This window comes from Streptomyces sp. NPDC018693 (assembly GCF_044391385.1).
GTDB lineage: Bacteria > Actinomycetota > Actinomycetes > Streptomycetales > Streptomycetaceae > Streptomyces.
Window position 1 is genome coordinate 1 of record NZ_JBIRZZ010000006.1, and the last position, 24,948, is coordinate 24,948.

19 protein-coding genes and 1 rRNA gene are annotated in these 24,948 nt (G+C 71.8%); 15 read left to right on the forward strand and 5 right to left on the reverse strand.

All coding sequences use genetic code 11. The features are described 5' to 3' along the window. Positions 1–92, forward strand: a 5S ribosomal RNA gene (rrf, locus tag ACH5AC_RS17395); the annotation flags it as partial. A gap of 1,082 nt (positions 93–1,174) precedes the next feature. After that, complete coding sequence (locus tag ACH5AC_RS17400) at positions 1,175–1,918, forward strand: tetratricopeptide repeat protein (RefSeq protein WP_398863129.1); 744 nt, start codon at positions 1,175–1,177, stop codon at positions 1,916–1,918. A gap of 64 nt (positions 1,919–1,982) precedes the next feature. Here the strand turns inward: ACH5AC_RS17400 and ACH5AC_RS17405 are convergent, their stop codons facing one another. Next, a complete protein-coding gene (locus ACH5AC_RS17405; protein WP_398862710.1) occupies positions 1,983–3,266 on the reverse strand; it encodes a DUF1015 family protein in 1,284 nt (427 codons plus the stop codon). A gap of 72 nt (positions 3,267–3,338) precedes the next feature. Here ACH5AC_RS17405 and ACH5AC_RS17410 point away from each other — a divergent pair, with 72 nt between their 5' ends. Genes ACH5AC_RS17410 through ACH5AC_RS17425 form a run of 4 tightly spaced genes read left to right on the forward strand, consistent with a single transcriptional unit; the run spans position 3,339 to position 7,452 of the window. Then, a complete protein-coding gene (locus ACH5AC_RS17410; RefSeq protein WP_398862711.1) occupies positions 3,339–4,367 on the forward strand; it encodes an HAD hydrolase-like protein in 1,029 nt (342 codons plus the stop codon). Between the two features lie 39 nt (positions 4,368–4,406). After that, positions 4,407–5,450 (forward strand): FecCD family ABC transporter permease, encoded by a 1,044-nt coding sequence (locus ACH5AC_RS17415; protein ID WP_398862712.1) that lies wholly within the window; start codon positions 4,407–4,409, stop codon positions 5,448–5,450. A 26-nt stretch (positions 5,451–5,476) separates the two neighbouring features. Beyond that, positions 5,477–6,556 carry a FecCD family ABC transporter permease gene (locus ACH5AC_RS17420; RefSeq protein ID WP_398863130.1) on the forward strand — a complete coding sequence of 360 codons (1,080 nt, stop codon included), beginning with the start codon at positions 5,477–5,479 and terminating at the stop codon, positions 6,554–6,556. Beyond that, the gene (locus tag ACH5AC_RS17425; protein WP_398862713.1) at positions 6,553–7,452 is read left to right on the forward strand and encodes an ABC transporter ATP-binding protein; all 900 of its coding nucleotides are present in this window, start codon (positions 6,553–6,555) and stop codon (positions 7,450–7,452) included. The genes ACH5AC_RS17420 and ACH5AC_RS17425 overlap by 4 nt, the downstream gene beginning before the upstream one ends. 15 nt (positions 7,453–7,467) lie before the next feature. Here ACH5AC_RS17425 and ACH5AC_RS17430 read toward each other — a convergent pair whose 3' ends face one another. After that, complete coding sequence (locus tag ACH5AC_RS17430) at positions 7,468–7,815, reverse strand: SCP2 sterol-binding domain-containing protein (RefSeq protein ID WP_398862714.1); 348 nt, start codon at positions 7,813–7,815, stop codon at positions 7,468–7,470. Between the two features lie 42 nt (positions 7,816–7,857). On the opposite strand from ACH5AC_RS17430, the gene ACH5AC_RS17435 reads away from it, so the two are divergent. The 5 genes from ACH5AC_RS17435 (at position 7,858) to ACH5AC_RS17455 (ending at position 13,270) form a co-directional block, all read left to right on the forward strand. Beyond that, positions 7,858–8,136 carry a hypothetical protein gene (locus ACH5AC_RS17435; protein ID WP_398862716.1) on the forward strand — a complete coding sequence of 93 codons (279 nt, stop codon included), beginning with the start codon at positions 7,858–7,860 and terminating at the stop codon, positions 8,134–8,136. Between the two features lie 56 nt (positions 8,137–8,192). Beyond that, positions 8,193–9,008, forward strand: a complete 816-nt coding sequence (locus ACH5AC_RS17440; protein ID WP_398862717.1) for a TlyA family RNA methyltransferase — start codon at positions 8,193–8,195, stop codon at positions 9,006–9,008. Beyond that, positions 9,005–9,910 (forward strand): NAD kinase, encoded by a 906-nt coding sequence (locus tag ACH5AC_RS17445; protein ID WP_398862718.1) that lies wholly within the window; start codon positions 9,005–9,007, stop codon positions 9,908–9,910. The genes ACH5AC_RS17440 and ACH5AC_RS17445 overlap by 4 nt, the downstream gene beginning before the upstream one ends. Positions 9,911–10,004: 94 nt before the next feature. Further along, positions 10,005–11,747 carry a DNA repair protein RecN gene (gene recN / locus ACH5AC_RS17450; protein ID WP_398862719.1) on the forward strand — a complete coding sequence of 581 codons (1,743 nt, stop codon included), beginning with the start codon at positions 10,005–10,007 and terminating at the stop codon, positions 11,745–11,747. A gap of 386 nt (positions 11,748–12,133) precedes the next feature. Continuing rightward, positions 12,134–13,270, forward strand: coding sequence for a glycosyltransferase family 4 protein (locus ACH5AC_RS17455; protein ID WP_398862721.1), 1,137 nt, complete (start codon positions 12,134–12,136; stop codon positions 13,268–13,270). A gap of 26 nt (positions 13,271–13,296) precedes the next feature. Here the strand turns inward: ACH5AC_RS17455 and ACH5AC_RS17460 are convergent, their stop codons facing one another. The 3 genes from ACH5AC_RS17460 to ACH5AC_RS17470 form a co-directional block, all read right to left on the reverse strand. Beyond that, positions 13,297–14,940 carry a PucR family transcriptional regulator gene (locus ACH5AC_RS17460; protein ID WP_398862722.1) on the reverse strand — a complete coding sequence of 548 codons (1,644 nt, stop codon included), beginning with the start codon at positions 14,938–14,940 and terminating at the stop codon, positions 13,297–13,299. 60 nt (positions 14,941–15,000) lie between these two features. Then, positions 15,001–16,383, reverse strand: a complete 1,383-nt coding sequence (locus tag ACH5AC_RS17465; RefSeq protein ID WP_398862724.1) for an FAD-binding oxidoreductase — start codon at positions 16,381–16,383, stop codon at positions 15,001–15,003. A gap of 101 nt (positions 16,384–16,484) precedes the next feature. Further along, on the reverse strand, positions 16,485–18,287 hold the full coding sequence (locus ACH5AC_RS17470) for a glycoside hydrolase family 15 protein (RefSeq protein WP_398862725.1): 1,803 nt from the start codon (positions 18,285–18,287) through the stop codon (positions 16,485–16,487). Positions 18,288–18,721: 434 nt separating this feature from the next. Here ACH5AC_RS17470 and ACH5AC_RS17475 point away from each other — a divergent pair, with 434 nt between their 5' ends. From ACH5AC_RS17475 to ald, 4 genes are all read left to right on the forward strand, one after another. Continuing rightward, the gene (locus ACH5AC_RS17475; protein WP_398862726.1) at positions 18,722–20,410 is read left to right on the forward strand and encodes a CTP synthase; all 1,689 of its coding nucleotides are present in this window, start codon (positions 18,722–18,724) and stop codon (positions 20,408–20,410) included. A gap of 81 nt (positions 20,411–20,491) precedes the next feature. Continuing rightward, positions 20,492–21,118 (forward strand): NUDIX domain-containing protein, encoded by a 627-nt coding sequence (locus ACH5AC_RS17480; protein WP_398862727.1) that lies wholly within the window; start codon positions 20,492–20,494, stop codon positions 21,116–21,118. A 248-nt stretch (positions 21,119–21,366) separates the two neighbouring features. Next, positions 21,367–23,370, forward strand: coding sequence for a tetratricopeptide repeat protein (locus tag ACH5AC_RS17485; protein ID WP_398862728.1), 2,004 nt, complete (start codon positions 21,367–21,369; stop codon positions 23,368–23,370). 134 nt (positions 23,371–23,504) lie between these two features. Next, positions 23,505–24,629, forward strand: a complete 1,125-nt coding sequence (ald, locus tag ACH5AC_RS17490) for an alanine dehydrogenase (RefSeq protein ID WP_398862730.1) — start codon at positions 23,505–23,507, stop codon at positions 24,627–24,629. Positions 24,630–24,948: the final 319 nt, after the last annotated feature.

Below are 24,948 nucleotides of genomic sequence, written 5' to 3' on the forward strand. Positions count from 1 at the left end.
CGCCCGGTTACATTCCGAACCCGGAAGCTAAGCCTCACAGCGCCGATGGTACTGCAGGGGGGACCCTGTGGGAGAGTAGGACGCCGCCGAACAATCTTTGGAGGACCCCTGGTCCCAGCGTTCAGCTGGGACCAGGGGTCCTTTTCTTTTTACAATGCTTGCGGTACCGAAGACAGGAGTCACCATGTCCACCAACTCTCCCGGCGAGCGGCCGGAGCGCGACCAGCGGCGACGGGACAGTGGGGACCGTGGCGACCGCAGGGAACGTGGCGGCTTCCGCCGTGACAACGACCGTGGCGGGTTCCGCCGCGACGACCGCCGCGACGACAGGCGGGACGATCGCCGCGATGACCGGCGTGACGGAGATCGGGGCGGCTTCGGCCGTCGTGACGGTGACCGTGACCGTGACCGGGATCGGGGCGGTTTCCGTCGGGACGACCGGCGCGATGGCGGTGACCGGGGTGGATTCCGCCGGCGGGACGACCGCGATCGAGGCTCCGACCGCGGGTTCCGTCGTGACGACCGTGGGGACAGGGGCGACCGCCCGTCCTACCGGCGTGATGAGCGCCGGGACGACCGTCGTGACGACCGTCGTGACGACAGGCGTGACGACCGCCGGGACTTCGCACGGCGCGACGGGGACCGCGGTGGCTTCCGGCGCGATGACCGGCGTGAGGGCGACCGTGGCGGATACGGGCGTCGTGACGACCGTGGGTTCCGACGCGATGACCGTGGTGACCGCGGCGACAGGGGCGACCGCCCGTCCTACCGGCGTGATGAGCGCCGGGACGACCGTCGTGACGACAGGCGTGACGACAGGCGTGACGACCGGCGCGACTTCCCTCGGCGTGATGACCGCCGGGACGATCGCCGCGATGACCGGCGGGACTTCCGTCGGGACGACCGTGGTGGGTTCCGCCGGGACGACCGGCGTGACGACCGTCGTGACTTCGACCGGCGTGACGACCGGCGTGACGACCGGCGCGACGACCGTCGTGACGGCGAGCGCGGTGGGTTCCGTGGGCGCGACGAGCGTGGTGGGCGTGGGCCCCGGCGGGACGACCGCGGTGGGCGACCGGGGGGCTTCCGGGGGCGGCCCGGGGACGACCGGCGTGGTGGTGGCCGGTTCCGTGACGACCGGGACCGGGACCGGGACCGCGAGCCGATCAAGCGGCTGCCGATCCCCGAGGACGTCAGTGGCGACGAGATCGACAAGGACGTACGGCAGGAGCTGCAGAGCCTGCCGAAGACCCTGGCGGAGGACGTCGCCAAGAACCTGGTGATGGTCGCGCGGCTCATCGACGAGGACCCCGAGGGCGCCTACGGCTACTCCAGGGTGGCCCTGCGGCTGGCCTCCCGTGTCGCCGCCGTTCGGGAGGCGGCCGGGTTCGCCGCGTACGCCAACCAGAAGTACGCCGAGGCGCTGGCCGAGTTCCGGGCCGCGCGGCGGATGACCGGATCCGTCGAGCTGTGGCCGGTCATGGCCGACTGTGAGCGTGGGCTCGGGCGGCCGGAGAAGGCGCTGGACATGGCCGGGGCGCCCGACGTGAACAAGCTCGACAAGGCAGGCCAGGTCGAGATGCGGCTCGTGGCGGCCGGGGCCCGGCGTGACATGGGGCAGCTGGACGCGGCCATCGTGACGCTGCAGAGCCCCGAGCTGGCCTCCAACGCCGTACAGCCGTGGACCGCGCGGCTGCGGTACGCGTACGCCGACGCGCTGCTGGCCGCGGGGCGCAGTGATGAGGCGCGGGAGTGGTTCGCCAAGGCTGTGGAGGCCGACCGGGACGGCAGCACGGACGCCTCCGACCGGCTGGCCGAGCTGGACGGTGTGGAGTTCGTCGACGCCCTCGACGAGGGCGAGGTCGGGAACACCGCGGGCGAGGGTGAGAAGAAGGACGATGTGACGGACGAGGACTGATCGTCTGCGTGTCGTCGGTGAAGGGGCGGGACCTCCCTGGTGGGGGTTCCGCCCCTTCGGCTTTCTAGAGGTCCAGTGTGCGCAGGACCAGGCCCGATGCCGGCTTGGGGCCGAAGGACGTCGACTTGCGGGGCATGGTGACTCCCTGGCGGGCCAGGTCGCGGACGACCTCCTCGCGGACGGGGTGCATCAGGACGGCCGTACCGCCGTCGTGTTCCGCCTTGGCGACCGTGGCGGCGGTGTCGTGTATGTAGGCGATGCGGGTGGGGTCGTCCTCGGGGATGTGCCAGACGTGGTCGAGGAGCGTGGCGTGCAGGACCGTCGCGTCGAGGGTGCGCCAGGCCGCCGGGCGGTCGGTGGGGATCGTGCGGGCCAGGACGGCCTGGTCGGGGTGGTCGATGAGGTGGAAGGCGCCGTCACCGGCCAGGAGGAACGCGTTGCCCTCGCAGGCCGCTTCCGCCAGGGCCGCAAGGGCCTCCGGGAGAGATGTGGCCAGGTGGCGTACGCGGAACAGGTCGGCTACGGCGGCCAGGGCGTCGCTGACCGGCAGGCCGTGCAGGAGGCGGTGGATGGCGCGGACGCGCAGCGGGTAGCGGGCGGTGTCCACCAGGAGGACCAGGCCGTGGTCCCAAGGGCTGGGGGAGGTGTGCTCCGCGCGCAGCCGGCGGTACGTGGCCCAGCGGTGGTGGCCGTCGGCGATCAGGGCCTGGTGGTGGGAGAGGTCCGTCTGTACGGCGGCCAGGTCGGTGGGGTCGGTGATCGACCAGAGGCGGTGGCAGTAGCCGTCGCTGGTGGTCGTGGAGAGGAGGGGGGTGCGTTGTGCGGCGCGGTCCACGACGTCGGCCGCCGCGCCGTTGCCCCGGTAGGTCAGGAGCAGGGGTTCGAGGTTGGCGTAGGTGGCCCGCATGAGGGCGGCGCGCTCGGCGACGACGTGTGGCATGACGTCCTCGTGGGGCAGGACGATGCCCTCGGCGGGGTCGGAGACGCGCAGGGCGCCGATGACACCCCGCTGGAGCATGCCGTCGGAGTGCCGCTGCTCGTAGACGTACAGGGCGGGTTCGGGGTCGGCGGTGAGGATGCCCTCGCCGAGCCAGCGGCGCAGGGTGTCGGCGGCCTGTTCCCGGCCGGCGCTGGGCGTGCCGGCCTGGGGGAGGATGAGGCGGACGATGTTGTACGGGTCCGCGTCCTGCAGCTCGTGCAGGCCGTCGGGGCGGACGACGACGTCGTACGGCGGGGAGGTGACGGCGGCCAGGCTGCCGACCCGGTCGGGGTCGTAGCGCAGGCCCCGGAACGGGGTGAGTTCCATGCCTCGGGGCGCCATTGCTTCCGAGCCACCTGCAGTGTTCATCAGGGCATCGTACGTGTGTCAGTGGTATGCGCGATGATCGGGGGAAAGCGAGCGAACGAGGAGCGATGCGGAATGGGCCAGGGCGTCAGGAGCAGGCCGGAGGGCTGTGAGCAGGCCCTGAGTGAGGCGTACGACACGGCGCTGCTCGATCTGGACGGTGTGGTGTACGCGGGCGGGAGCGCGATCGTGCACGCCGTCGAGTCGCTGGCCGTGGCCCGGGCGGGTGGGATGCGGCTGGCGTATGTCACCAACAACGCCTTGCGGACTCCTGATGCCGTGGCCGCGCATCTGACCGAGCTGGGGATACCGACGGGTGCGGAGGATGTCATCACCTCGGCGCAGGCGGTCGCCCGGTTGATCGCCGAGCAGGTGCCTGCCGGGGCGCGGGTGCTGGTGATCGGTGGGGAGGGGCTGCGGGTCGCGCTGAGGGAACGGGGGCTGGTGCCCGTCGAGTCGGCGGACGACGATCCGGCGGCCGTGGTGCAGGGGTATGGCGGGCCGGAGCTGCCGTGGGGGCGGTTCGCGGAGGCGTCGTACGCCATTGCGCGTGGGGTGCCGTGGTTCGCGTCCAACACCGATCTGACGATTCCGAGCGGGCGGGGGATCGCGCCGGGGAACGGGGCGGCGGTGGCGGTGGTGCGGATCGCGACCGGGGCGGAGCCGCAGGTTGCGGGGAAGCCGTTGCCTCCTATGCATCGGGAGACGATTCTGCGTACCGGTGCGAAGCGGCCGTTGGTGGTCGGGGATCGGTTGGACACGGACATCGAGGGGGCGTTCAACGGTGGGGTCGACTCGCTGCTGGTGTTGACCGGGGTGACGGACGGGGCGCAGTTGCTCGCGGCGCCGGTGGAGCACCGGCCGACGTATGTGGATCGGGATCTGCGGGGGTTGCTGGCGGGGCAGCCGGAGGTCCTGGTGTCGGGTGGGGGTTTCCGGTGCGGGGGGTGGACGGCGACGGCTGGGGCGGAGCGGTTGGAGTTGGAGGGGGAGGGTGATGCGGTGGATGGGTTGCGGGCGTTGTGTGCGGCGGCCTGGTCCGTGGCGGGGGAGGGGGCGTGTGAGCTGGACGGGGGGAAGGCGTTGGCGCGGCTGGGGGTTTGAGGCGAAGGAGAAGTTGGGAGGGTAGGCTAACCTAACTGCGTGTTGGTTGAGAGTGATCCTGAACAGCGCGCGGAGGTAGTTGCCGCGTCGTCTGACCGGCGGGCCGTACGTGCCGTCGGGTTGCTCGTTGCCGTGGGGATTCTCGCGGTGGTCGCGGTGGTGAGTATCGCTGTCGGGGCCAAGGAGCTGTCCGTCGCTGAGGTCTGGCACGGGTTGTTCGAGGACTCGGGTACCTATGGCGATGTTGTCGTGGGGGAGCGGCTGTCGCGGACCGTGCTCGGGTTGCTGGCCGGGGCGGCGCTGGGGCTGGCCGGGGGTGTGTTGCAGGCGCTCACGCGCAACCCGTTGGCCGATCCGGGGCTGCTCGGCATCAACGCCGGTGCCTCGGCGGCGGTCGTCACCGCTCTCACCTTCTTCGGCGTCACGAGTCTGCGCGGGTATGTGTGGTTCGCGTTCCTCGGTGCGGCCGCCGTGGGGGCGCTGGTGTGGTTCCTCGGTGGCAGCCGGGGTGCGACACCGGTGCGGTTGGCGCTCGCCGGCACCGCGATCAGCGCCGCGCTCTACGGCTATCTCCAGGCCGTGATGATCATGGATGAGGCGGCGCTCGCCAAGATGCGGTTCTGGACGGTGGGTTCGCTGTCGTCCGCGACCGACGAAACGATCCAGCAGGTGCTGCCGTTCCTCGTGGTCGGCACGGTCCTCGCGCTCGGGCTGGCCCGGCCGCTGAACGCCATGGAGATGGGCGACGACACCGCCAAGGCCCTCGGCGCCAACCTCAACCGGACCCGGGCGCTGTCCATGCTCGCCGCCACCGTGCTGTGCGGGGCGGCGACCGCCGCCTGCGGGCCGATCGCGTTCGTCGGGCTGATGGTGCCGCACATCGTGCGCTCCTTCACCGGTCCCGACCTGCGCTGGATCCTGCCGTACGCCGCCGTGCTGTCGCCCGTGCTGCTGCTGGGTGCCGATGTCATCGGCCGAGTGATCGCCCGCCCGTCGGAGGTGCAGGCGGGCATCATCACCGCGATCATCGGCGGCCCGGTCTTCATCTATCTCGTACGACGGCGGAGGACGGCCCAGCTGTGAAGACCGAGACTGTGAAGACCGAGACTGTGAAGACCGCGACGAAGACCAGCGAGGCGGCGCCGCGTACGGCGCGTACCGTGCGTGCGCTGCGCACCCCGGGCGGGCTCTCCGTGCGGCTGGACGTGCGGGCCCTCGCCGTCGTCCTCGTACTGCTGGTGGCCGCGTTCGCCGCGAGCGTGGTGCTGATCGGTACCGGCGACTACCCGATCCCGGCCGGCGATGTCGTCAAGACACTGCTGGGGGAGGGCAGTCCGGGCCAGGAGTTCATCGTCAACGAACTGCGGCTGCCGCGCGTCCTCGTCGGGCTGCTGGTCGGCGCCTCGCTGGGGCTCGGCGGCGCGCTGTTCCAGGCCATCACCCGCAATCCGCTGGGCAGCCCGGACGTGCTCGGGCTCGGACAGGGCGCGACCGCCGGCGCGCTCGTCGTCATCGTGCTGTTCTCCGGGAGCGCCGGCGCGGTCACCGTGGGCGCGCTCGTCGGTGGCCTGGTGACCGGCGCGGCTATCTACCTGCTCGCCTGGAAGCAGGGCGTGCACGGCTACCGGCTGGTCCTGGTCGGTATCGGCGTCATGGCGATCGCGACCGCCGTCAACGGCTATCTGATCACCAAGGCCGACCTCGTCGACGCGGCCCGTGCGGTGGTGTGGATGACCGGGTCCCTGGACGGCCGTGACTGGAAGCAGGTCTGGCCGCTGCTCGCCCTGTTCTGCCTGCTCGTCCCGCTCGTCCTCGGCAACGCGCGCGGGCTGCGGATGATGGAGATGGGCGACGACGTCTCCCACGCGCTGGGCGTGCGGGTGGAGCGGGTGCGGATGCTGCTGATGGTCTGCGCCGTCCTGCTCACGGCGACCGCGACCGCCGCCGCCGGCCCCGTCAGCTTCGTGGCGCTCACCGCGCCGCAGCTCGCCCGCCGCCTGACCCGCTCCCCGGGCCCCAATCTCGTACCGGCCCTCTGCATGGGCGCCGCGCTGCTGGTCACCGCCGACTGGGCCGCGCAGCGGCTCTTCGGCGACGGACAACTGCCGGTGGGCGTGGTCACCGGCGTGCTCGGCGGCGTCTATCTGCTGTGGCTGCTGGTCACCGAGCGCAAGGCGGGGCGGATATGAGCGCCCCCGCCAACGCGCAGGGCGTGAGTGCGCCGGCCGTGGGCGCCCCCGCGAACCAGGAAACCCGAAGGAGCACCGTGAACCGCCTGTCCGCCGAGAACGTCACCCTCTCCTACGACCAGAGGGTCATCGCCGAGCAGTTGTCGGTGGAGATCCCGGACAACTCCTTCACCGTGATCGTCGGCCCGAACGCGTGCGGCAAGTCGACGCTGCTGCGGGCGCTGTCGCGGATGCTGAAGCCCAGCCAGGGCCGGGTGCTGCTCGACGGGCAGGTCATCCAGTCGATGCCGGCGAAGAAGGTGGCCCGCACGCTGGGCCTGCTGCCGCAGTCGTCCATCGCGCCCGACGGCATCACCGTCGCCGACCTCGTCGGCCGGGGGCGTTACCCGCACCAGGGCCTCCTGCGGCAGTGGTCGACCGAGGACGAGCGGGTCGTCCAGGAGTCGATGGCGCATACCGGCGTCGCCGAGCTGGCCGACCGGTACGTCGACGAGCTGTCCGGCGGTCAGCGCCAGCGCGTGTGGATCGCCATGGCGCTGGCCCAGCAGACCCCGCTGCTGCTGCTCGACGAGCCGACGACGTACCTGGACATCCAGCACCAGATCGACGTCCTGGACCTGTGCGCCGAGCTGCACGAGGAGCAGGGGCGGACGCTGGTGGCCGTGCTGCACGACCTCAACCACGCGGCCCGGTACGCCACCCACCTGATCGCGCTGAAGGGCGGCGAGGTCATCGCGCAGGGCGCGCCGAACGACATCGTCACCGCCGGGCTGGTCGAGGAGGTCTTCAACCTGCGGTGCCAGGTCATCGACGACCCGGAGACCGGGACGCCGCTCGTGGTGCCCGCGGCGCGCACGGCACGCGCGCGTGCGACGGCGGCCACGGGCGCCGCGTGACGGCCGCAGCAGCTTCTACAGCAGCTTCCTGAGGACGAAAAGGTCGCGCAGGCCCGCGTGCACGCTCACCCGGCCCGAGCCCCACGCCTTGGCGAAGTGCAGCTCTCCGTCGACCAGGGCGACCAGGTCGTCGCCGGTCATGGCCAGCCTGATCTGGGCCTTCTCCTGGGGCGGGCCCGTCAGGACGTCGTCGACCTCGATCCCGCCCCCGGTCATCCGGCCCACGAACGTCACGTCCAGGTCGGTGATGCGGCAGGTCACCGTGCGCTCCAGGGCCGCGGCCGCGCGGGCGTCGCCCTCGGCACCCCGCATGTTCCGGGAGAGTTTCTCGAGTGCGGTGCGGCACTCCTCGATCGTCGCCATCGTGAGCGACGGTACCGCAGCGGTTCGAGGTAGCGTCGGGGCATGAGCGACACGGTTCCGGAGACGGACGTCCCCGAGGTGCCGGAGCCCGAGACCGACCCCTCGGCCCCGGCCCCGCTGGACGTCCCCCGCGCCCCGACCGGCAACGCCGAGGTCGACGCGCAGCTGGCGCGGCTGGCCGACGCCGACCACCTCGCCACGGACGGACACGTCGAGGTGTACGAGGATGTACACCGGGGGCTGCGCGACGCGCTCACCGCGCTCGACGCCCGCCCGGGACCTCCGGTGCCCACCCGTCACCCGACCACCACCCCTCAATGAGACCCTTCGGGTCGCACCTTTTGATTCGTCGCATGGCAGTAGGAGCTGAACCGAACGTGGCAGGAGTCGCACGTCGTCGTCTGGACGCGGAGCTGGTGCGCCGCAAGCTCGCGCGCTCGCGTGAGCACGCCAGCCAGCTGATCGCCGCCGGGCGGGTCACCGTCGGCAAGACCCTCGCGACCAAGCCGGCCACTCAGGTGGAGACCGCTGCCGCCATCGTCGTATCGGCCGACGAGAGCGATCCCGACTACGTGTCGCGCGGCGGGCACAAGCTCGCCGGGGCGCTGAAGGCGTTCGTGCCGCAGGGGCTGGTCGTCCAGGGGCGGCGGGCGCTGGACGCCGGGGCGTCCACCGGGGGGTTCACCGATGTGCTGCTGCGGGCGGGGGCCGCGCACGTGGTCGCCGTGGACGTCGGATACGGACAACTCGCCTGGTCTCTGCAGAGCGATGAACGCGTCACCGTCAAGGACCGTACGAACGTACGCGAGTTGACGCTTGAAGCGATCGATGGGGAGCCTGTGGATCTTGTCGTGGGCGACTTGTCCTTCATCCCGCTCGGACTGGTGCTGCCCGCCCTGGCGCGGTGCACCAAGCCGGACGCCGACCTGGTGATGATGGTCAAGCCGCAGTTCGAGGTGGGCAAGGAACGGCTGGGCAGCGGGGGCGTGGTACGCAGCCCGCAGCTGCGGGCCGAGGCCGTGCGGGGTGTGGCCGAGAAGGCGTGGGAGCTGGGCCTCGGGGTGAAGGGGGTCACCGCCAGTCCGCTGCCCGGGCCGTCCGGGAACGTCGAGTACTTTCTGTGGCTTCGAGCCGGGGCACCGGAACTGGACCCGGCCGATGTCGACCGTGCAGTGGCGGAGGGGCCGCGTTGACACAGAACCTAGGTCGTACTGTTTTCCTGCTCGCCCACACGGGTCGGCCCGCCGCCATCCGCAGTGCCGAGCTGGTGGTGAAAGGGCTGCTGCGATCCGGGATCGGGGTGCGGGTCCTGGAGTACGAGGCGGCCGACCTGCCGCTGCCGGACGAGGTCGAGCTCGTCAAGGAGGCGACTCCGCAGTGCCTCGACGGGTGCGAGCTGCTGATCGTGCTCGGCGGGGACGGGACGCTGCTGCGGGGGGCGGAGTTCGCGCGGGCCTCCGGGGTGCCGATGCTCGGGGTCAACCTCGGGCGGGTCGGCTTCCTCGCGGAGGCCGAGCGGGACGATCTCGACAAGGTCGTGGACCGGGTGGTGTCCCGGGCGTACGAGGTCGAGGAGCGGATGACCGTCGATGTCGTCGTTCACCGGAACGGGGACATCGTGCACACGGACTGGGCGCTCAACGAGGCGGCCGTGCAGAAGGCGGGCGCCGAGAAACTGCTCGAAGTGGTGCTGGAGATCGATGGGCGGCCGGTGACGGGGTTCGGGTGCGACGGGATCGTCCTGTCGACGCCCACCGGGTCGACGGCCTATGCGTTCTCGGCCGGGGGGCCTGTGGTGTGGCCCGAGGTCGAGGCGTTGTTGATGGTGCCGATCAGCGCGCACGCGTTGTTCGCGAAGCCGTTGGTGACCTCGCCCGATTCCGTGCTCGCGGTGGAGGTGCTGCCGCACATTCATCCGGGTGTGCTGTGGTGTGACGGGCGGCGGACCGTGGAGTTGCCGCCGGGGGCCAGGGTCGAGGTGCGGCGGGGGGCTGTGCCGGTGCGGCTTGCGCGGCTTCATCACGCTTCGTTCACGGACCGGCTGGTGGCGAAGTTCGCGCTGCCGGTCTCCGGGTGGCGGGGGGCGCCTCACTAGCGGCGCTCCTCACGGCACTGCTGGCGGCGCCCTTGGCGGTGCTTCCCTCGGCCGGGTGACAAGGGCACCTCGCACTCGGTTGGCCGGACCTCGTATGGTCTTCACCGTGCTGGAAGAGATGCGGATACGGTCGCTCGGAGTCATCGACGACGCTGTCGTCGAGCTGTCGCCCGGCTTCACCGCCGTCACGGGTGAGACGGGTGCGGGCAAGACCATGGTGGTCACCAGCCTCGGGTTGCTGCTGGGTGGGCGGGCCGATCCCGCGCTGGTGCGGATCGGGGCCGGGAAGGCGGTCGTCGAGGGGCGGATCAGCGTGCCCGCGGACGACCCCGTCGTGGTCCGGGCCGAGGAGGCCGGGGCAGAGCTCGACGACGGGGCGCTGCTGATCAGCCGTACCGTTTCGGCCGAGGGACGGTCGCGGGCGCATGTCGGCGGGCGGTCCGTGCCCGTGGGCGTGCTCGCCGAGCTGGCCGACGAACTGGTGGCCGTGCACGGACAGACCGACCAGCAGGGGCTGCTCAAGCTGACCCGGCAGCGGCAGGCGCTCGACCGGTACGCCGGTGACGCGGTCGCCGTGCCGCTCGCCAAGTACGCCGAGGCGTACCGGCGGCTGCGGGCCGTCTCCGCCGAGCTGGAGGAGATCACCACGCGCGCGCGTGAGCGGGCGCAGGAAGCCGACATGCTGCGCTACGGCCTCGACGAGATCGCCGCGGTCGAGCCGCGGGCCGGCGAGGACGTGGAGCTGGCGGAGGAAGCCGAGCGGCTCGGGCACGCCGAGGCGCTGTCGTCCGCCGCGAAGGCCGCACACGGCGCTCTGGCGGGCGATCCCGAGGACCCCGAGGGCATCGACGCGGCCACCCTGGTGGCGGGCGCCCAGCGGGCCCTGGAGGCCGTGCGGTCGCACGATCCGGCGCTGGCCGCCCTCGCCGACCGCATCGGGGAGATCGGGATCCTGCTCGGCGATGTCGCGGGCGAGCTGGCGGGGTACGCCGACGACCTGGACGCCGACCCGCTGCGGCTGGCGGCCGTGGAGGAGCGGCGGGCCGTGCTCAACGGGCTGACGCGCAAGTACGGCGAGGACATCGCCGCGGTGCTGGCGTGGGCGGAGCGGAGTGCCGCGCGCCTCACCGAGCTGGACTCCGACGACGAGCGGCTCGACGAGCTGACCGTCGAACGGGACGCGCTGCGGGTCGAACTGGGCGGGCTGGCGCAGGCGCTGACCGAGGCGCGCGGCGAGGCCGCCGAGCGGTTCGCGGCTGCCGTCACCGCCGAGCTGGCCTCGCTGGCGATGCCGCACGCGCGCGTGTCCTTCGCGATCCGGCAGACCGAGGACCCGGACGGCGTCGAGGTAGGCGGGCGGACGGTGGCGTACGGGCCGTCGGGCGTCGACGAGGTCGAACTGCTGCTCGCCCCGCACCCGGGCGCGCCGCCCCGGCCGATCGCCAAGGGGGCGTCCGGCGGTGAGCTGTCGCGCGTGATGCTGGCCGTGGAGGTCGTCTTCGCGGGGACGGACCCGGTGCCGACATACCTCTTCGACGAGGTGGACGCCGGTGTCGGCGGCAAGGCGGCCGTCGAGATCGGGCGGCGGCTGGCGAAGCTCGCGAAGACCGCGCAGGTCGTCGTCGTCACCCACCTTCCGCAGGTGGCCGCCTTCGCCGACCGGCAGCTGCTGGTCGAGAAGACCAACGACGGGTCGGTGACCCGGTCCGGCGTGAAGGTCCTCGAAGGGGAGGAGCGGATCCGGGAGTTGTCCCGGATGCTCGCCGGACAGGAGGACTCGGAGACGGCCCGCGCACACGCGGAGGAACTGCTGGCGACGGCTCGATCGGACGGCTGACGCGGCCGGCCCTCCGGGGGTGCCGGCGCGGATGGGCGGGCCGGCGGCTCGGGCGAGCCTGATCCGGGGAGGCGCGGTCCGGGCTGGTCCGGGTCGTGCGGCGCGGGCAGGGCTCGTTTGGGTGGCGCGGGAGTGGTGCGGGGGCGCTCGGGGTGTCGTGTGCGCTCTTCGTACGTAACCGCACAACGTCACTCGTGTGGGTGACGGGTAGGGCCAGTCCGCCGGGTGCCCGGGCCCTTGGCGTCCCGGAACACCCGTACGTCCTGGCATCCTTGAGGCGTAGGCAGTACGTGTACGTGGAGGAACCCCGCGCGCCCCGCCGCGCCGCCGGTCCTTCTGTACGTTTCTTCGTGACCGTCCCACGCCGAACCAGGAGCCCCGGCCGCGTGAGCCACGTGAGCAGCCCCTCGCCAGCCGGTCAGTCGCCGCTGCGCACCGTGCAGGTGCTGGGCGGTGGCAACGCCGGCAGTAGCGCACATGTGCGCTCACTGGCCGCGGGGCTCGTCGCGCGGGGCGTGCGGGTGACGGTGTGCGCCCCCTCCGAGGCCGATCACGCCTACGACTTCACGGGCGCCGGAGCCGACCATGTCGCCGTGCCCCGCAGCAGCGACCCCGGGTCGGTGGCGGCCCTGCGGGCGGCCTGCACGGACGCGGACCTGGTGCACGCGCACGGGCTGCACGCCTCCTTCCGGGCCGTTCTGGCGCTCAGCGGCCGGCGCACGCCGCTCGTCGTCACCTGGCACAACCGGGCGCACGCCGACGGCGCCCGCGCGCATCTGCTGCGCCTGCTGGAGCGGCGGGTGGCGAAGACGGCCTCGGTGGTGCTCGGGGCGTCGTCGGACCTGGTGGACCGGGCCCGGCGCACGGGTGCGCGGGACGCCCGGCTGGCCGCGGTGACCCTGCCCGGGTCGCGCCCGGCCCGGGCGGCGGACGACGGCGACCGGGTGCGGGCCAAGGTGCGGGCCGAACTCGGCGCGATCGAGCGACCGTTGCTGATGGCCGTCGGCTCCCTCGACCGATTCCAGGGGTACGACGTGCTGCTGGACGCCGCGCATCCGTGGTGCCGGCTGGACCCCGTGCCGCTGGTCGTCATCGTCGGGGAGGGGCCGCTGCGGCCCGCGCTGCAGCGGCGGATCGAGGACGAGGGGCTGCCGGTGCGGCTGCTGGGTCTGCGGGACGACGTGAGCGAGCTGGTCGCCGCCGCCGATCTGGCGCTGCTGCCCGGGGCCGGGAACTCCCGGTCGGTGCTGGCGCAGGAAGCGCTCCACGCGCGCGTGCCGCTGGTCGCGGCGGTGGCCGGAGGCGTGCGGGAACTGGTGGGGGACGCGGCCGAGCTGGTGCCGCGTGATGACCCGGGCGCACTCGCCGAGGCGGTCGTACGGCTGCTCGGTGATCCCGCGCGGTGTGCGGTGCTCAGGGAGCTGGGTGCGCGGCAGGCCGCCACCTGGCCGACCGAGGACGAGACCGTCGCACAGGTGCTCAGTGTGTACGACGAGTTGACGCAGCCGCGGCCGTTGGCCTGAGTGCTCGTGCGGGTGTCGGCCGGGTGCTACGGCACATGGCGTCGCGCCCGCAGGGCCAGACTCAGCGCCAGTACGGCCTGCGGGTCGTCCAGGTCCGTGCCCAGCAACTCTCCGATGCGGGCCAGCCGGTTGTACAGGGTCTGGCGGTTGAGGTGGAGTTCGCGGGCCGTCTCCGCCTTGCGGCCCGCGTGGGCCAGGTAGGTCTCCAGGGTGGGCAGCAGCGGTGGTTTGGAGCGGCGGTCGTGGGTGCGGACCGGGCCGATCGCGCGGTCCACGAAGGCCGCAAGGTCAGGGTGGTCGCGCAGGCGCCACAGCAGGAGGTCGATGTCCAGGCGGCGGGCGTCGTACCAGGGACGGTCGGACAGGCCCTGGGCCGCGGTCGCCGTCTCGGCCGCGTGGCGCAGGCCCGCCGAGGCCGCTGCCCAGCCGCCCGCGACCCCGACGACCACCACCGGCGGCGCGGCACCAGGCCGCTGCATGCCGGCGCGCTCCACCCCGGCCCGCAGCGCCGCCGCGACCCGGTCCGCGACCGCGGAGCGCTCCGACTCCGAGCGCAGGCCGAGCAGCAGGGGCACGCGGCCCTCGACCGGACGTACGCCGAGGAGGACCGGAACGCCGACCGACGCCAGTTCCTCCGCGACCGCCCGCGCCAGCACCGCCCAGCCCCCGCCCGGGGAGAGGGCGTCGCCCAGCCGCATCACCACCGGCAGCAGCGGGCTGTTGCCGGGCTTGAAGCCGAGCACACGGGCCTGCGCCGGGGCGTCCTCGGCGGCGATACGGCCCTCGGCGAGGTCGGTCAGGAAGTCGCCGCGCCCGCGTGCCGCCAGCTCCTCCTCCTGGCGGGCCTGCATCAGGACGACGGCGAGGATTCCGGCCGCGCGTTCGGCGGCGATGCGGTGCACCGGGGCCAGCGGCGCGCGGACCGGGAGCAGGACCAGGCGGGCGCGCGCCGAGGCCGAGCCCGGGCCGCCGCCGGGCACGTCCACCAGCACCGAACCCCCGGGCGGCGGCGCGTCCTTGTGCGGACCGCGCAGCCCCTCCCACACCTGGAGCGGATCCGCTCCCTCGGGCCCGGCCCCGGCGGCGTACAGGAGTTGGCCGTCCGGCGTCTCCAGGAACACCGGGTTGCCGCTGAAGTCGGCCAGAATGCCGAGGACTTGGGGGATTCCGCCGCCGCCCAGCAGGGCCTGCGTGCAGCGGCGGTGCACCTCCTCCGCCCGCTGCAGCAGCGCGTAGTGGCCGTTGACGATCTCGGTGTGGACCTCCTCGGTGACCGTCACGAACGGCACCTCGCGGTGGAGCTGGACCAGCGGCAGCCCTGTGGAGCGGGCCGTCTCCACCAGCGCCGAGGGCAGCCGCGTGAAGCGCGGGCCCAGTTCGATCACCAGGGCCGCGATGCCCCGCTCGGCCAGGGTGCGCACGAACGCCCGCTGCTCGGCGGGCCGGGTGCCCAGGCCGTAGCCCGTGGTCAGCAGCAGCTCGCCGCCCTTGAGCAGCGACGCGATGTTCGGGACCTCGCCCGCGTGCACCCAGCGCACCGTCCGCCCCAGCCGCTCCGCGCCCGCGAGGATCTCGGGGAGCCCGCTGCGCAGGCCGGGCAGCTCCAGGGCGCGCTGCACGGTGATGCCCGCGCCCTGGCTGTCGAATCGGTGGTCCGTGCGGCTGTCCATGCTGCGGACGCTACCCGCGCCGACGTACCGGTGACATCTCCGTGCGGCGGTGCGGACCGGTCAGGCGGGCTGGATGTTGTGGTTGAAGCGGAAGACGTTGTCCGGGTCGTAGCGGCGCTTCACCTCCGCCAGCCGGTGGGTGTTCTCCGCGCCCAGACCGGCCCGTACCCGGTCGGCGCCCTCGTCGCCGATGAAGTTGAGGTAGACCGCGCCGGTGCTCCACGGCCGGGCGTCGGCCCGCACGTCCCGCACCCACTGGACGCAGCGTTCGTCGTCCGCCGGGTCCTCCCAGGTGGAGAAGGGGTGTACGGCCCAGGGCGCGTCCCGGTACGGCACCGGATACTCGTGCGGCCCGGCGGCGATCGCGCCACCCTGCGGGAACAGCACATGCTGGGTGCCGGTGGGCACGGGCAGGGTGTCCGCGCGGGCGCAGAAGACGTCCACGAAGTCGTCAGGGAGACCGGTCAGATACTCCGCCGACCAGTAGTTCCGCAGGCCGGGCGGGTCGTCCAGCATGCACTGGACGTCGGCGTACGGCATCGCCCCGACGATCTCCGCCTCGTGCGGCAGCGCCAGCAGCGGCTCGGCCAGCTTGCGCATGTCCTCCTCGGTGCCGGCGTACGTCAGCAGCGCCGCGCAGGTCAGCTTGCCCACCAGGTGCTCGGGGACGAACTCCTCGGGCGGGCCGGTCATGTACAGCACGCCGCCGCTCGCCTCGTCGGGGCCGGACTCGATGATCTCGCGGTAGATGCGGACGACCTCGGGGCCGTACCCGGGGAGGCAGAGGAGCAGCGCGATGGCGAACGCGGGCAGTTCGTGCAGCTTGAGGGTGAGCGCGGTGGCGACGCCGAAGTTGCCGCCCCCGCCGTGCAGGGCCCAGAACAGGTCCGGGTTGTCGTCGGCGCTCGCGTGGATCCGGGAGCCGTCGGCGGTGACCAGTTCGACGCCGAGCAGATTGTCGGCGGCGAGCCCGTGGCAGCGGTCCAGCCAGCCCGTGCCGCCGCCGAGGACGAAGCCGCCGACACCCGTGGTGGAGACCCGGCCGCCGACCGCCGCAAGGGCGTACGGCTCGGTGGCCCGGTCCAGATGGCTCATCGTGGCGCCGCCCTGGACCCGTACCGCCTCGGCCGCCGGATGGACGGTCACCTCGTGCATCCGGCGCAGGTCGATCACCACACCTCCGTCGTTGAGCGCCATCCCCGCCACGCTGTGCCCGCCGCCGCGCACCGCGATCGGCAGATCCAGTTCACGGGCGAAGCGCACGGTCCGTACGACATCGGTCTCGTTCGCGCACTGCGCGATCACGGCCGGACGCCGGTCGATCATGGCGTTGTGGACGGTCCGGGCGTCGTCGTAACCCGGGTCCCCCGGGGCGAGCGCGTCGCCGACCAGATCCTCGCGCAGCACGGAGAGAGCCGCGCCCGCCTTCGTTGGGGAAGCCATGGCCGCCCCCCTTTCGAAAAGGGGCTTCTTTCCGCTTCCAGCGTAGGAGGGCTCGGCGCGGCGGTCCTGCTCGGCCGCCGCACGTCACCGACTCGTAAGCATCAGCCGCCGTAGGCACCCGAAGCCGTCAGGCGCAGGGCCGTGTCGATCAGCGGAACGTGGCTGAACGCCTGCGGGAAGTTGCCGACCTGGCGCTGCAGACGCGGGTCCCACTCCTCGGCGAGGAGGCCCAGGTCGTTGCGCAGGGAGAGCAGCTTCTCGAAGAGCTGGCGGGCCTCGTCGACACGGCCGATCATCGCGAGGTCGTCCGCCATCCAGAACGAGCAGGCCAGGAAGGCCCCTTCGTCGCCGGGGAGGCCGTCGACGCCCTCGTTGTCGCCCTGGGTCGGGTAGCGCAGGATGAAGCCGTCCGGGGTGGACAGCTCCCGCTGGATCGCCTCGATGGTGCCGATCACCCGCTTGTCGTCGGGCGGCAGGAAGCCCATCTGCGGGATCAGCAGCAGGGACGCGTCCAGCTCCTTCGAGCCGTACGACTGCGTGAAGGTGTTGCGCTCCTTGTCGTAACCCTTCTCACACACGTCCCGGTGGATGTCGTCGCGCAGTTCCTTCCACCGCTCCAGCGGGCCGTCGGCGTCGCCGGACTCGATCAGCTTGATCGTGCGGTCGACGGCGACCCACGCCATCACCTTGGAGTGCACGAAGTGCCGGCGCGGCCCGCGCACCTCCCAGATGCCCTCGTCCGGCTCGTCCCAGTGCTTCTCCAGGTAGCGGATCAGCTTCAGCTGGAGCAGGGAGGCGTAGTCGTTGCGCGCCAGGCCCGTCATGTGGCCGAGGTGCAGGGCCTCGGTGACCTCGCCGTACACGTCCAGCTGGAGCTGGTGCGCGGCGCCGTTGCCGACCCGGACCGGCGCGGAGTTCTCGTAGCCGGGCAGCCAGTCCAGCTCGGCCTCGCCGAGTTCGCGCTCGCCGGCGATGCCGTACATGATCTGAAGGTTCTCCGGGTCGCCCGCGACCGCGCGCAGCAGCCACTCGCGCCAGGCGCGGGCCTCCTCGCGGTAGCCGGTGCGCAGCAGCGAGGACAGGGTGATCGCCGCGTCGCGCAGCCAGGTGTAGCGGTAGTCCCAGTTGCGGACGCCGCCGATGTCCTCGGGCAGGGAGGTCGTCGGGGCCGCGACGATGCCGCCGGTCGGGGCGTACGTCAGGGCCTTCAGGGTGATCAGCGAGCGGATCACGGCCTCCCGGTACGGGCCGTGGTACGTGCAGTGCTCCACCCACTCCCGCCAGAACTCCTCCGTCGCCTCCAGCGACTGCTCGGGCTCCGGCAGCGGCGGCGGCTCCTTGTGCGAGGGCTGCCACGAGATGGTGAACGCGATCCGGTCACCCGGGGCGACGGTGAAGTCCGAGTACGTCGTCAGGGACTTTCCGTAGGTCTCGCGGTCGGTGTCGAACCAGACCGAGTCCGGGCCCGCCACGGCGACCGTACGGCCCTCGTGCTTGTGCACCCACGGGACGACCCGGCCGTAGGAGAACCGCATCCGGAGCGCCGAGCGCATCGGGACGCGGCCGGAGACGCCCTCGACGATGCGGATCAGCTGGGGGGCGCCGTCGCGCGGAGGCATGAAGTCGATCACCCGGACGGTGCCGCGCGGGGTGTCCCACTCGGATTCCAGGATCAGCGAGTCGCCGCGGTAGGTGCGCCGGTCCGCGCGTGGCGGCTCGGCGTCGGAGGCGTGCGCCGGACCGAGCCGCCAGAAGCCGTGCTCCTCGGTGCCCAGCAGACCGGCGAAGATCGCGTGCGAGTCGAAGCGGGGCAGGCACAGCCAGTCCAGCGTCCCGTCACGGCAGACCAGGGCAGCGGTCTGCATGTCTCCGATGAGTGCGTAGTCCTCGATGCGCCCGGCCACGTGCAAACTCCAGTCGAACGGCCACGTCGCCCCACGCGAATGGGGCTGTCGCTAGTGCGGTCAGGGGGGTTTTTGTAGTGCGTCGCTGAGCACCAACAATCATCGCTCAACGAACTGACGAGCTCTTGTTGTTCCGGGACGGACTGGCGGGGGTGTGCCGTGTGCGCCGGCCGGGCTCGGCAGCGAGTGTCCGAGCAGGATACGACGCACGTAGATGATCTGTGTGCCGCTCGGGACAACGCGACTGCGCCGATCGGGTGAGCGACGGGTGAAGGGCCCGTCCGTCGCGTGCATATGTGTGTCGACGTGTGTGCGGAGCGTGGCCGGAAGCCATCGCCGTTCGGCGCTGATACCCTGGTAGCCCGTGGACCGGTGGGCGTGAAGACCCCCGAACCGCACTTCAAGATCGCGACCACGGGAGCCCCCTCTTGGCCATGCCGACCGCTGCTTTCCGAAACAGCACAGCCACGACGACCAAGCACATCTTCGTCACCGGGGGTGTCGCCTCCTCGCTCGGCAAGGGTCTGACCGCCTCCAGCCTCGGCATGCTGCTCAAGGCCCGGGGCCTGCGCGTCGTGATGCAGAAGCTCGACCCGTACCTGAACGTCGACCCGGGCACGATGAACCCCTTCCAGCACGGTGAGGTGTTCGTCACCAACGACGGCGCCGAGACCGACCTGGACATCGGCCACTACGAGCGCTTCCTCGACCGTGACCTCGACGGCTCCGCCAACGTCACCACCGGCCAGGTCTACTCGACGGTGATCGCCAAGGAGCGGCGCGGCGAGTACCTCGGCGACACCGTGCAGGTCATCCCGCACATCACCAACGAGATCAAGCATCGCATCCGCCGTATGGCGACCGACGAGGTAGACGTCGTCATCACCGAGGTCGGCGGCACCGTCGGCGACATCGAGTCGCTGCCGTTCCTGGAGACCGTCCGCCAGGTCCGCCACGAGGTCGGCCGGGACAACGTCTTCGTCGTCCACATCTCGCTCCTGCCGTACATCGGCCCGTCCGGCGAGCTGAAGACCAAGCCGACCCAGCACTCCGTCGCCGCGCTGCGCAACATCGGTATCCAGCCGGACGCGATCGTGCTGCGCTGCGACCGCGAGGTGCCCACTGCGATCAAGCGCAAGATCTCGCTGATGTGCGACGTCGACGAGGCCGCGGTCGTGGCCTGCCCGGACGCGCGGTCCATCTACGACATCCCGAAGACCGTGCACGGCGAGGGCCTCGACGCGTACGTCGTGCGCAAGCTGGACCTGCCCTTCCGCGATGTGGACTGGACGACCTGGGACGACCTGCTCGACCGCGTCCACAACCCCGACCACGAGATCACCCTCGCCCTGGTCGGCAAGTACATCGACCTGCCCGACGCCTACCTGTCGGTCACCGAGGCGCTGCGCGCCGGCGGCTTCGCCAACAAGGCCCGCGTCAAGATCAAGTGGGTCACCTCCGACGACTGCAAGACCCCGGCCGGCGCCAAGGCGCAGCTGTCCGACGTCGACGGCATCTGCATCCCGGGCGGCTTCGGCGACCGCGGGGTGCTCGGCAAGGTCGGCGCGATCCGCTACGCCCGCGAGAACAGGATCCCGCTGCTGGGCCTCTGTCTCGGCCTGCAGTGCATCGTGATCGAGGCCGCGCGCAACCTGGCCGGCATCGGCGACGCGAACTCCACCGAGTTCGACCCGGCCACCGCCCACCCGGTCATCTCCACCATGGCCGAGCAGCTCGACATCGTCGCCGGTGAGGGCGACATGGGCGGAACGATGCGCCTGGGCATGTACCCGGCCAAGCTGGCCGAGGGCTCCATCGTGCGTGAGGTGCACGACGGCAAGGAGTACGTCGAGGAGCGGCACCGGCACCGCTACGAGGTGAACAACGCCTACCGCGCCGAGCTGGAAAAGAAGGCGGGCATCCTGTTTTCCGGCACCTCGCCGGACGGCAAGCTCGTCGAGTACGTCGAGTACCCGCGCGATGTCCACCCCTACCTGGTCGCCACGCAGGCCCACCCGGAGCTGCGCTCGCGGCCGACGCGGCCGCATCCGCTGTTCGCCGGGCTGGTGAAGGCAGCCGTCGAGCGTCAGCGGGCCGAGGCGGAGCGAAAGAGTTCCGAGTAACACGTCGGTTGTACGGTGGCCGGGGCGCGCGCATTCAATGCTGCGGGCCCCGGCCGCATTTCTGCACGTGGAAGGACAGGCATGACGATCAAGGACACCGCCGAGGAGTGGGAGGTCCGGGGGACGCGGACGCCGTTCCAGGGTGCTAAGACCTCCGTCCGTACGGATGAGGTGGTCATGCCCGACGGGTCGGTGGTCCGGCGTGACTACCAGGTGCATCCGGGGTCGGTCGCCGTGCTCGCCGTCGACGACGAGGACCGCGTGGTCGTCATTCGGCAGTACCGGCATCCTGTGCGGCAGAGGCTGTGGGAGATCCCGGCCGGGCTGCTGGATGTTCCTGGCGAGAATCCGCTGCACGCGGCTCAGCGGGAGCTGTATGAGGAGGCGCACGTCAAGGCGGAGGACTGGCGGGTGCTGACCGACGTGTACACGACGCCGGGTGGGTGTGACGAGGCTGTGCGGATCTTTCTCGCGCGGGGGTTGTCGGCGGCGGAGGGGGAGCGGTTCGAGGCGGAGCACGAGGAGACGGAGATGGAGTCGGCTCGGGTGCCGGTGAGTGAGTTGGTGCGGGGGGTGCTGGCGGGGGAGTTGCACAACAACTGTCTTGTGGTGGGTGTGTTGTCGTTGGTGGCTGCGCGGGGTGGGGATGGGCTGGATGCGTTGCGCTCCGCGGAGGCTTCTTGGCCGGCTCGGCCTTTTGAGGCGTAGTTTTTCGTCAGCGGGCGCGTTGTGGCTGGTCGCGCCCGCGCGGCGGAGCCGCATAGCGAATACAGCCCCGCGCCCCTTTGGAGGCGCTGCCCGACCGTCGGTCATAAGAGCTGTTGATCCGATCGGGGGAGTCTCGTCCCGCCACCGGCCTGCTCCGACCGGAACGTTGCAGAGCGTGAACTAGGCTCTGGAATCGCCCGATCCGGAGTTCCGGCGGGGCCGGTGTGGAGTGGGACGGGAGTGTGCCCGTGGCGGCTCAGGCGGTGGAAACAGGCCGTTTCCTGGGGCGGACCAGGGAGCTGAAGGAGCTGCTCGCCGACATCGAGCGGGCGGGTCTGGACACCCTGGCAGGGAAGAAGCCGCCCCGCGCGCGCGTGCTGCTCATCGCGGGGCGGCCCGGCAGTGGGCGTACAGCGCTGGCGGAGGAGTTGGTACGGCAGGTCGCCGGCCGTTATCCCGACGGGGTGCTGCGGGCCCGGCTGAGCGAGCCCGACGGTACGGCCGTGCCGGTGGAGCGGGCCGCCCGGGAGCTGCTGGCCGCGCTGGAGCTGCCGGTGCCGGCCGGAGCCGCCGAGGACGAGCTCACGGAGGCGCTCCGGGAGGCCCTGGCCGACCGGCGGGTCCTGCTGGTGCTCGATGACGCGGCCGGGGCCGAGCAGGTCGACGCGCTGTTGCCGGATGCCCCGCAGTGTCTGGTCGTGGCCGTCTCCGCCGGGCCGCTCACCGGGATCTCGGATGTGCGGCCCTGCACGCTGGGCGGCCTGGACACGAAGTCCGCGCTGGAGCTGCTGACCCGGCACACGGGATCGGTGAGGATCACCGTCGATCCGCGGTCCGCCGAGGGCCTGGTCGAGGTCTGCCAGGGTCAGCCGGCGGCGCTGCTGCTGGCCGGGGGCTGGCTCGCCTCCCGGCCGAAAGTCGCCGTCGCCGACCTCGCCAAGCAGCTGCACGCCGAGGGCGACGAGGGCAACCCGCTCGACCGGGTCTTCCGACTGGCCCATGCCGGGCTGCCGGCGTCCGCCGCCCGGATACTGCGACTGCTCAGCCTCGCCCCGGCCGGCCTGGTCGACCCGCACACCGCCTCCGCGCTGGCCGGCTGCTCGGTCGGCGTCGCCCGTACCACCCTGGACGACCTGACTGCGCTCGGCCTGCTGCGGTCCCTGGAGTCGCCGCTGCCGCAGTACGAGGTCCCGGCCTGTCTGCATCCACGGCTGCGGGACGCCGCCGAGGCCCATGAGAGGCCCGGCGAGCTGCAGCTGGCCCGCGCCCGGATGCTGGAGCGCACGGTCCGGCTGCTGCAGTCCTGCCGGGCGATCACCGAGACCGACAATCCCCAGGCCCGCGAGAAGCTCCAGGGCATGCCGAGCGCCCTGCGCTTCCCCAGCTCACAGGCCGCCGCCGACTGGCTGCGGATCCGCCGGCCGGCCCTGCTCGCCTCGGCCCGGCTCGCGGTCGCCGACGGGGAGCTGGACACCCTGGCCCGGCGGTTGATGTCCCAGCTGGTGCGGGCGGTGGTGGCGCACTTCGGCACCCAGGCTGCCGCGCCCGACCTGTATGGCATCCACCGGCTGGTGCTGGACGTGGCCGAACGCCGGAACCTGCCCCGGGAGAAGGCCGCCGCCCTGCTGAACCTGGCCGACATCGACGCCCGCACCGGCCGTACGGCGGAGGCCCTGGTGCGGTATCGGGCCGCACTGGACGTCGGACGGGAGGCGAACGACCCGTACGCGACCGGCCGCGCGATGGAATCCGTAGGCGGCGCGCATCTGGAGCTGGGGGACTACGACCGGGCCGCCGACTGGTTCGGCCGCGCCCTCGCCCAGCGCCTGGCCCGGGACGAGCGCAACGACGCCGCCCGGCTGTACGGCCGTATCGCCACCGCGCACACCTACGCGGGCCGCTACGGCGAGGCGCTGCGCAGCTGGCGGGCCGCGCTCGCCGGGTACCGCAGGAGCGGCGATGTCGCCGCGTCCGCGCGGGCGTTGAGCGAGCTGGCCCGGGTGCAGGAGTACGCGGGACGGCCCGAGGAATGCCTGCGCACCTGCCAGGAGGCGGTGGAATGGGCGCGCCGCGCGGAGGACGAGCGGCTGCTGGCCGCGCTCCAGCTGCGGCTGGCCGACACCCTGGAGCGCCTCGGCGACCCGGAGGCCGCCCGACCGCATCGCGTCGCCGCAGAGCGCATCCTGGGGGAGGAAGGGCCGAAACACGGCGCTGACGCCTGCGAAATCCGCAGTACACCCGCTGAAGATTGATGCAATGAAAGGCTAGACACTGGGAACGCCTTCATTAGACTGGCTCTGCCGCACGTTCTCCTGCGGTGTGTCCCGGTGCGCCCTTATGTATCCGGGTATGTCTTGCTATACCCACACCCTCTGAGCCAAGGACCGTGATCGACGTGAAGGTCGGCATCCCCCGCGAGGTCAAGAACAACGAGTTCCGGGTGGCCATCACCCCCGCCGGCGTGCACGAGCTGGTGCGCAACGGCCACCAGGTCGTCATCGAGCGAGGTGCCGGTACCGGCTCGTCGATCACGGACGACGAGTACGTCGCCGCCGGCGCCCAGATCCTGGAGACCGCCGACGAGGTGTGGGCCACCGCCGACCTGCTGCTGAAGGTCAAGGAGCCCATCGCCGAGGAGTACCACCGCCTCCGCAAGGACCAGACCCTCTTCACCTACCTGCACCTGGCCGCCTCCAAGGAGTGCACGGACGCGCTCATCGAGTCCGGTACGACCGCCATCGCCTACGAGACCGTCGAGCTGCCCTCGCGCGCGCTCCCGCTGCTCGCCCCGATGTCCGAGGTCGCGGGCCGGCTCGCCCCGCAGGTCGGCGCCTACCACCTGATGCGTGCGGCCGGTGGCCGTGGTGTGCTGCCCGGCGGTGTCCCGGGTGTGGCGGCCGGCAAGGCCGTCGTCATCGGCGGTGGCGTCTCCGGCTGGAACGCCGCGCAGATCGCCATCGGCATGGGCTTCGACGTGACCCTGCTCGACCGCGACATCAACAAGCTGCGCGAGGCCGACAAGATCTTCGGCACGAGGATCAAGGCCGTCATGTCCAACTCCTTCGAGCTGGAGAAGGCCGTCCTCGACGCCGACCTCGTCATCGGTGCCGTCCTCATCCCGGGCGCCAAGGCCCCGAAGCTGGTCACCAACGAGCTGGTCTCCCGGATGAAGCCGGGAAGTGTCCTTGTCGACATCGCGATCGACCAGGGCGGCTGCTTCGAGGACTCCCGCCCGACCACCCACGCCGAGCCGACCTTCAAGGTCCACGAGTCGGTCTTCTACTGCGTCGCCAACATGCCCGGCGCGGTGCCCAACACCTCCACCTACGCGCTCACCAACGCGACGCTGCCGTACATCGTCGAACTGGCCAACCACGGCTGGGTGGAGGCCCTGCGCCGCGACCCCGCGCTGGCCAAGGGTCTCAACACCCATGACGGCAAGGTCGTTTACAAGGAGGTCGCCGAGGCGCACGGCCTGGAGCACGTGGAGCTCGGCTCGCTCCTCGGCTGAGCCCCCGCGGCGGCGACGGGATCAAGTCATCCCCAAGTCGACTCCAAGTCATCCCAAGTCGTCACCGAGCAAAAGGCGATTCGTCAACACAGGTCGTCAACCGCACACATCCGGCCGGACCTTGACCCACAAGGTTCGGCCGGATGTGTGTATGGTCACTTTGCGGTTCTCGGTCAACTCGCCTCGAACGTAACCCTTCGACCGATTCGCACACCGGTGAAACCTGCCGTGCGACGGCCGTACGCCCTTGACAGCGGGATGTTTCATTGCCGACACATCGGGCCGGGTCCGGCGGATTGTGTTGCTGCGGACGCCCGAC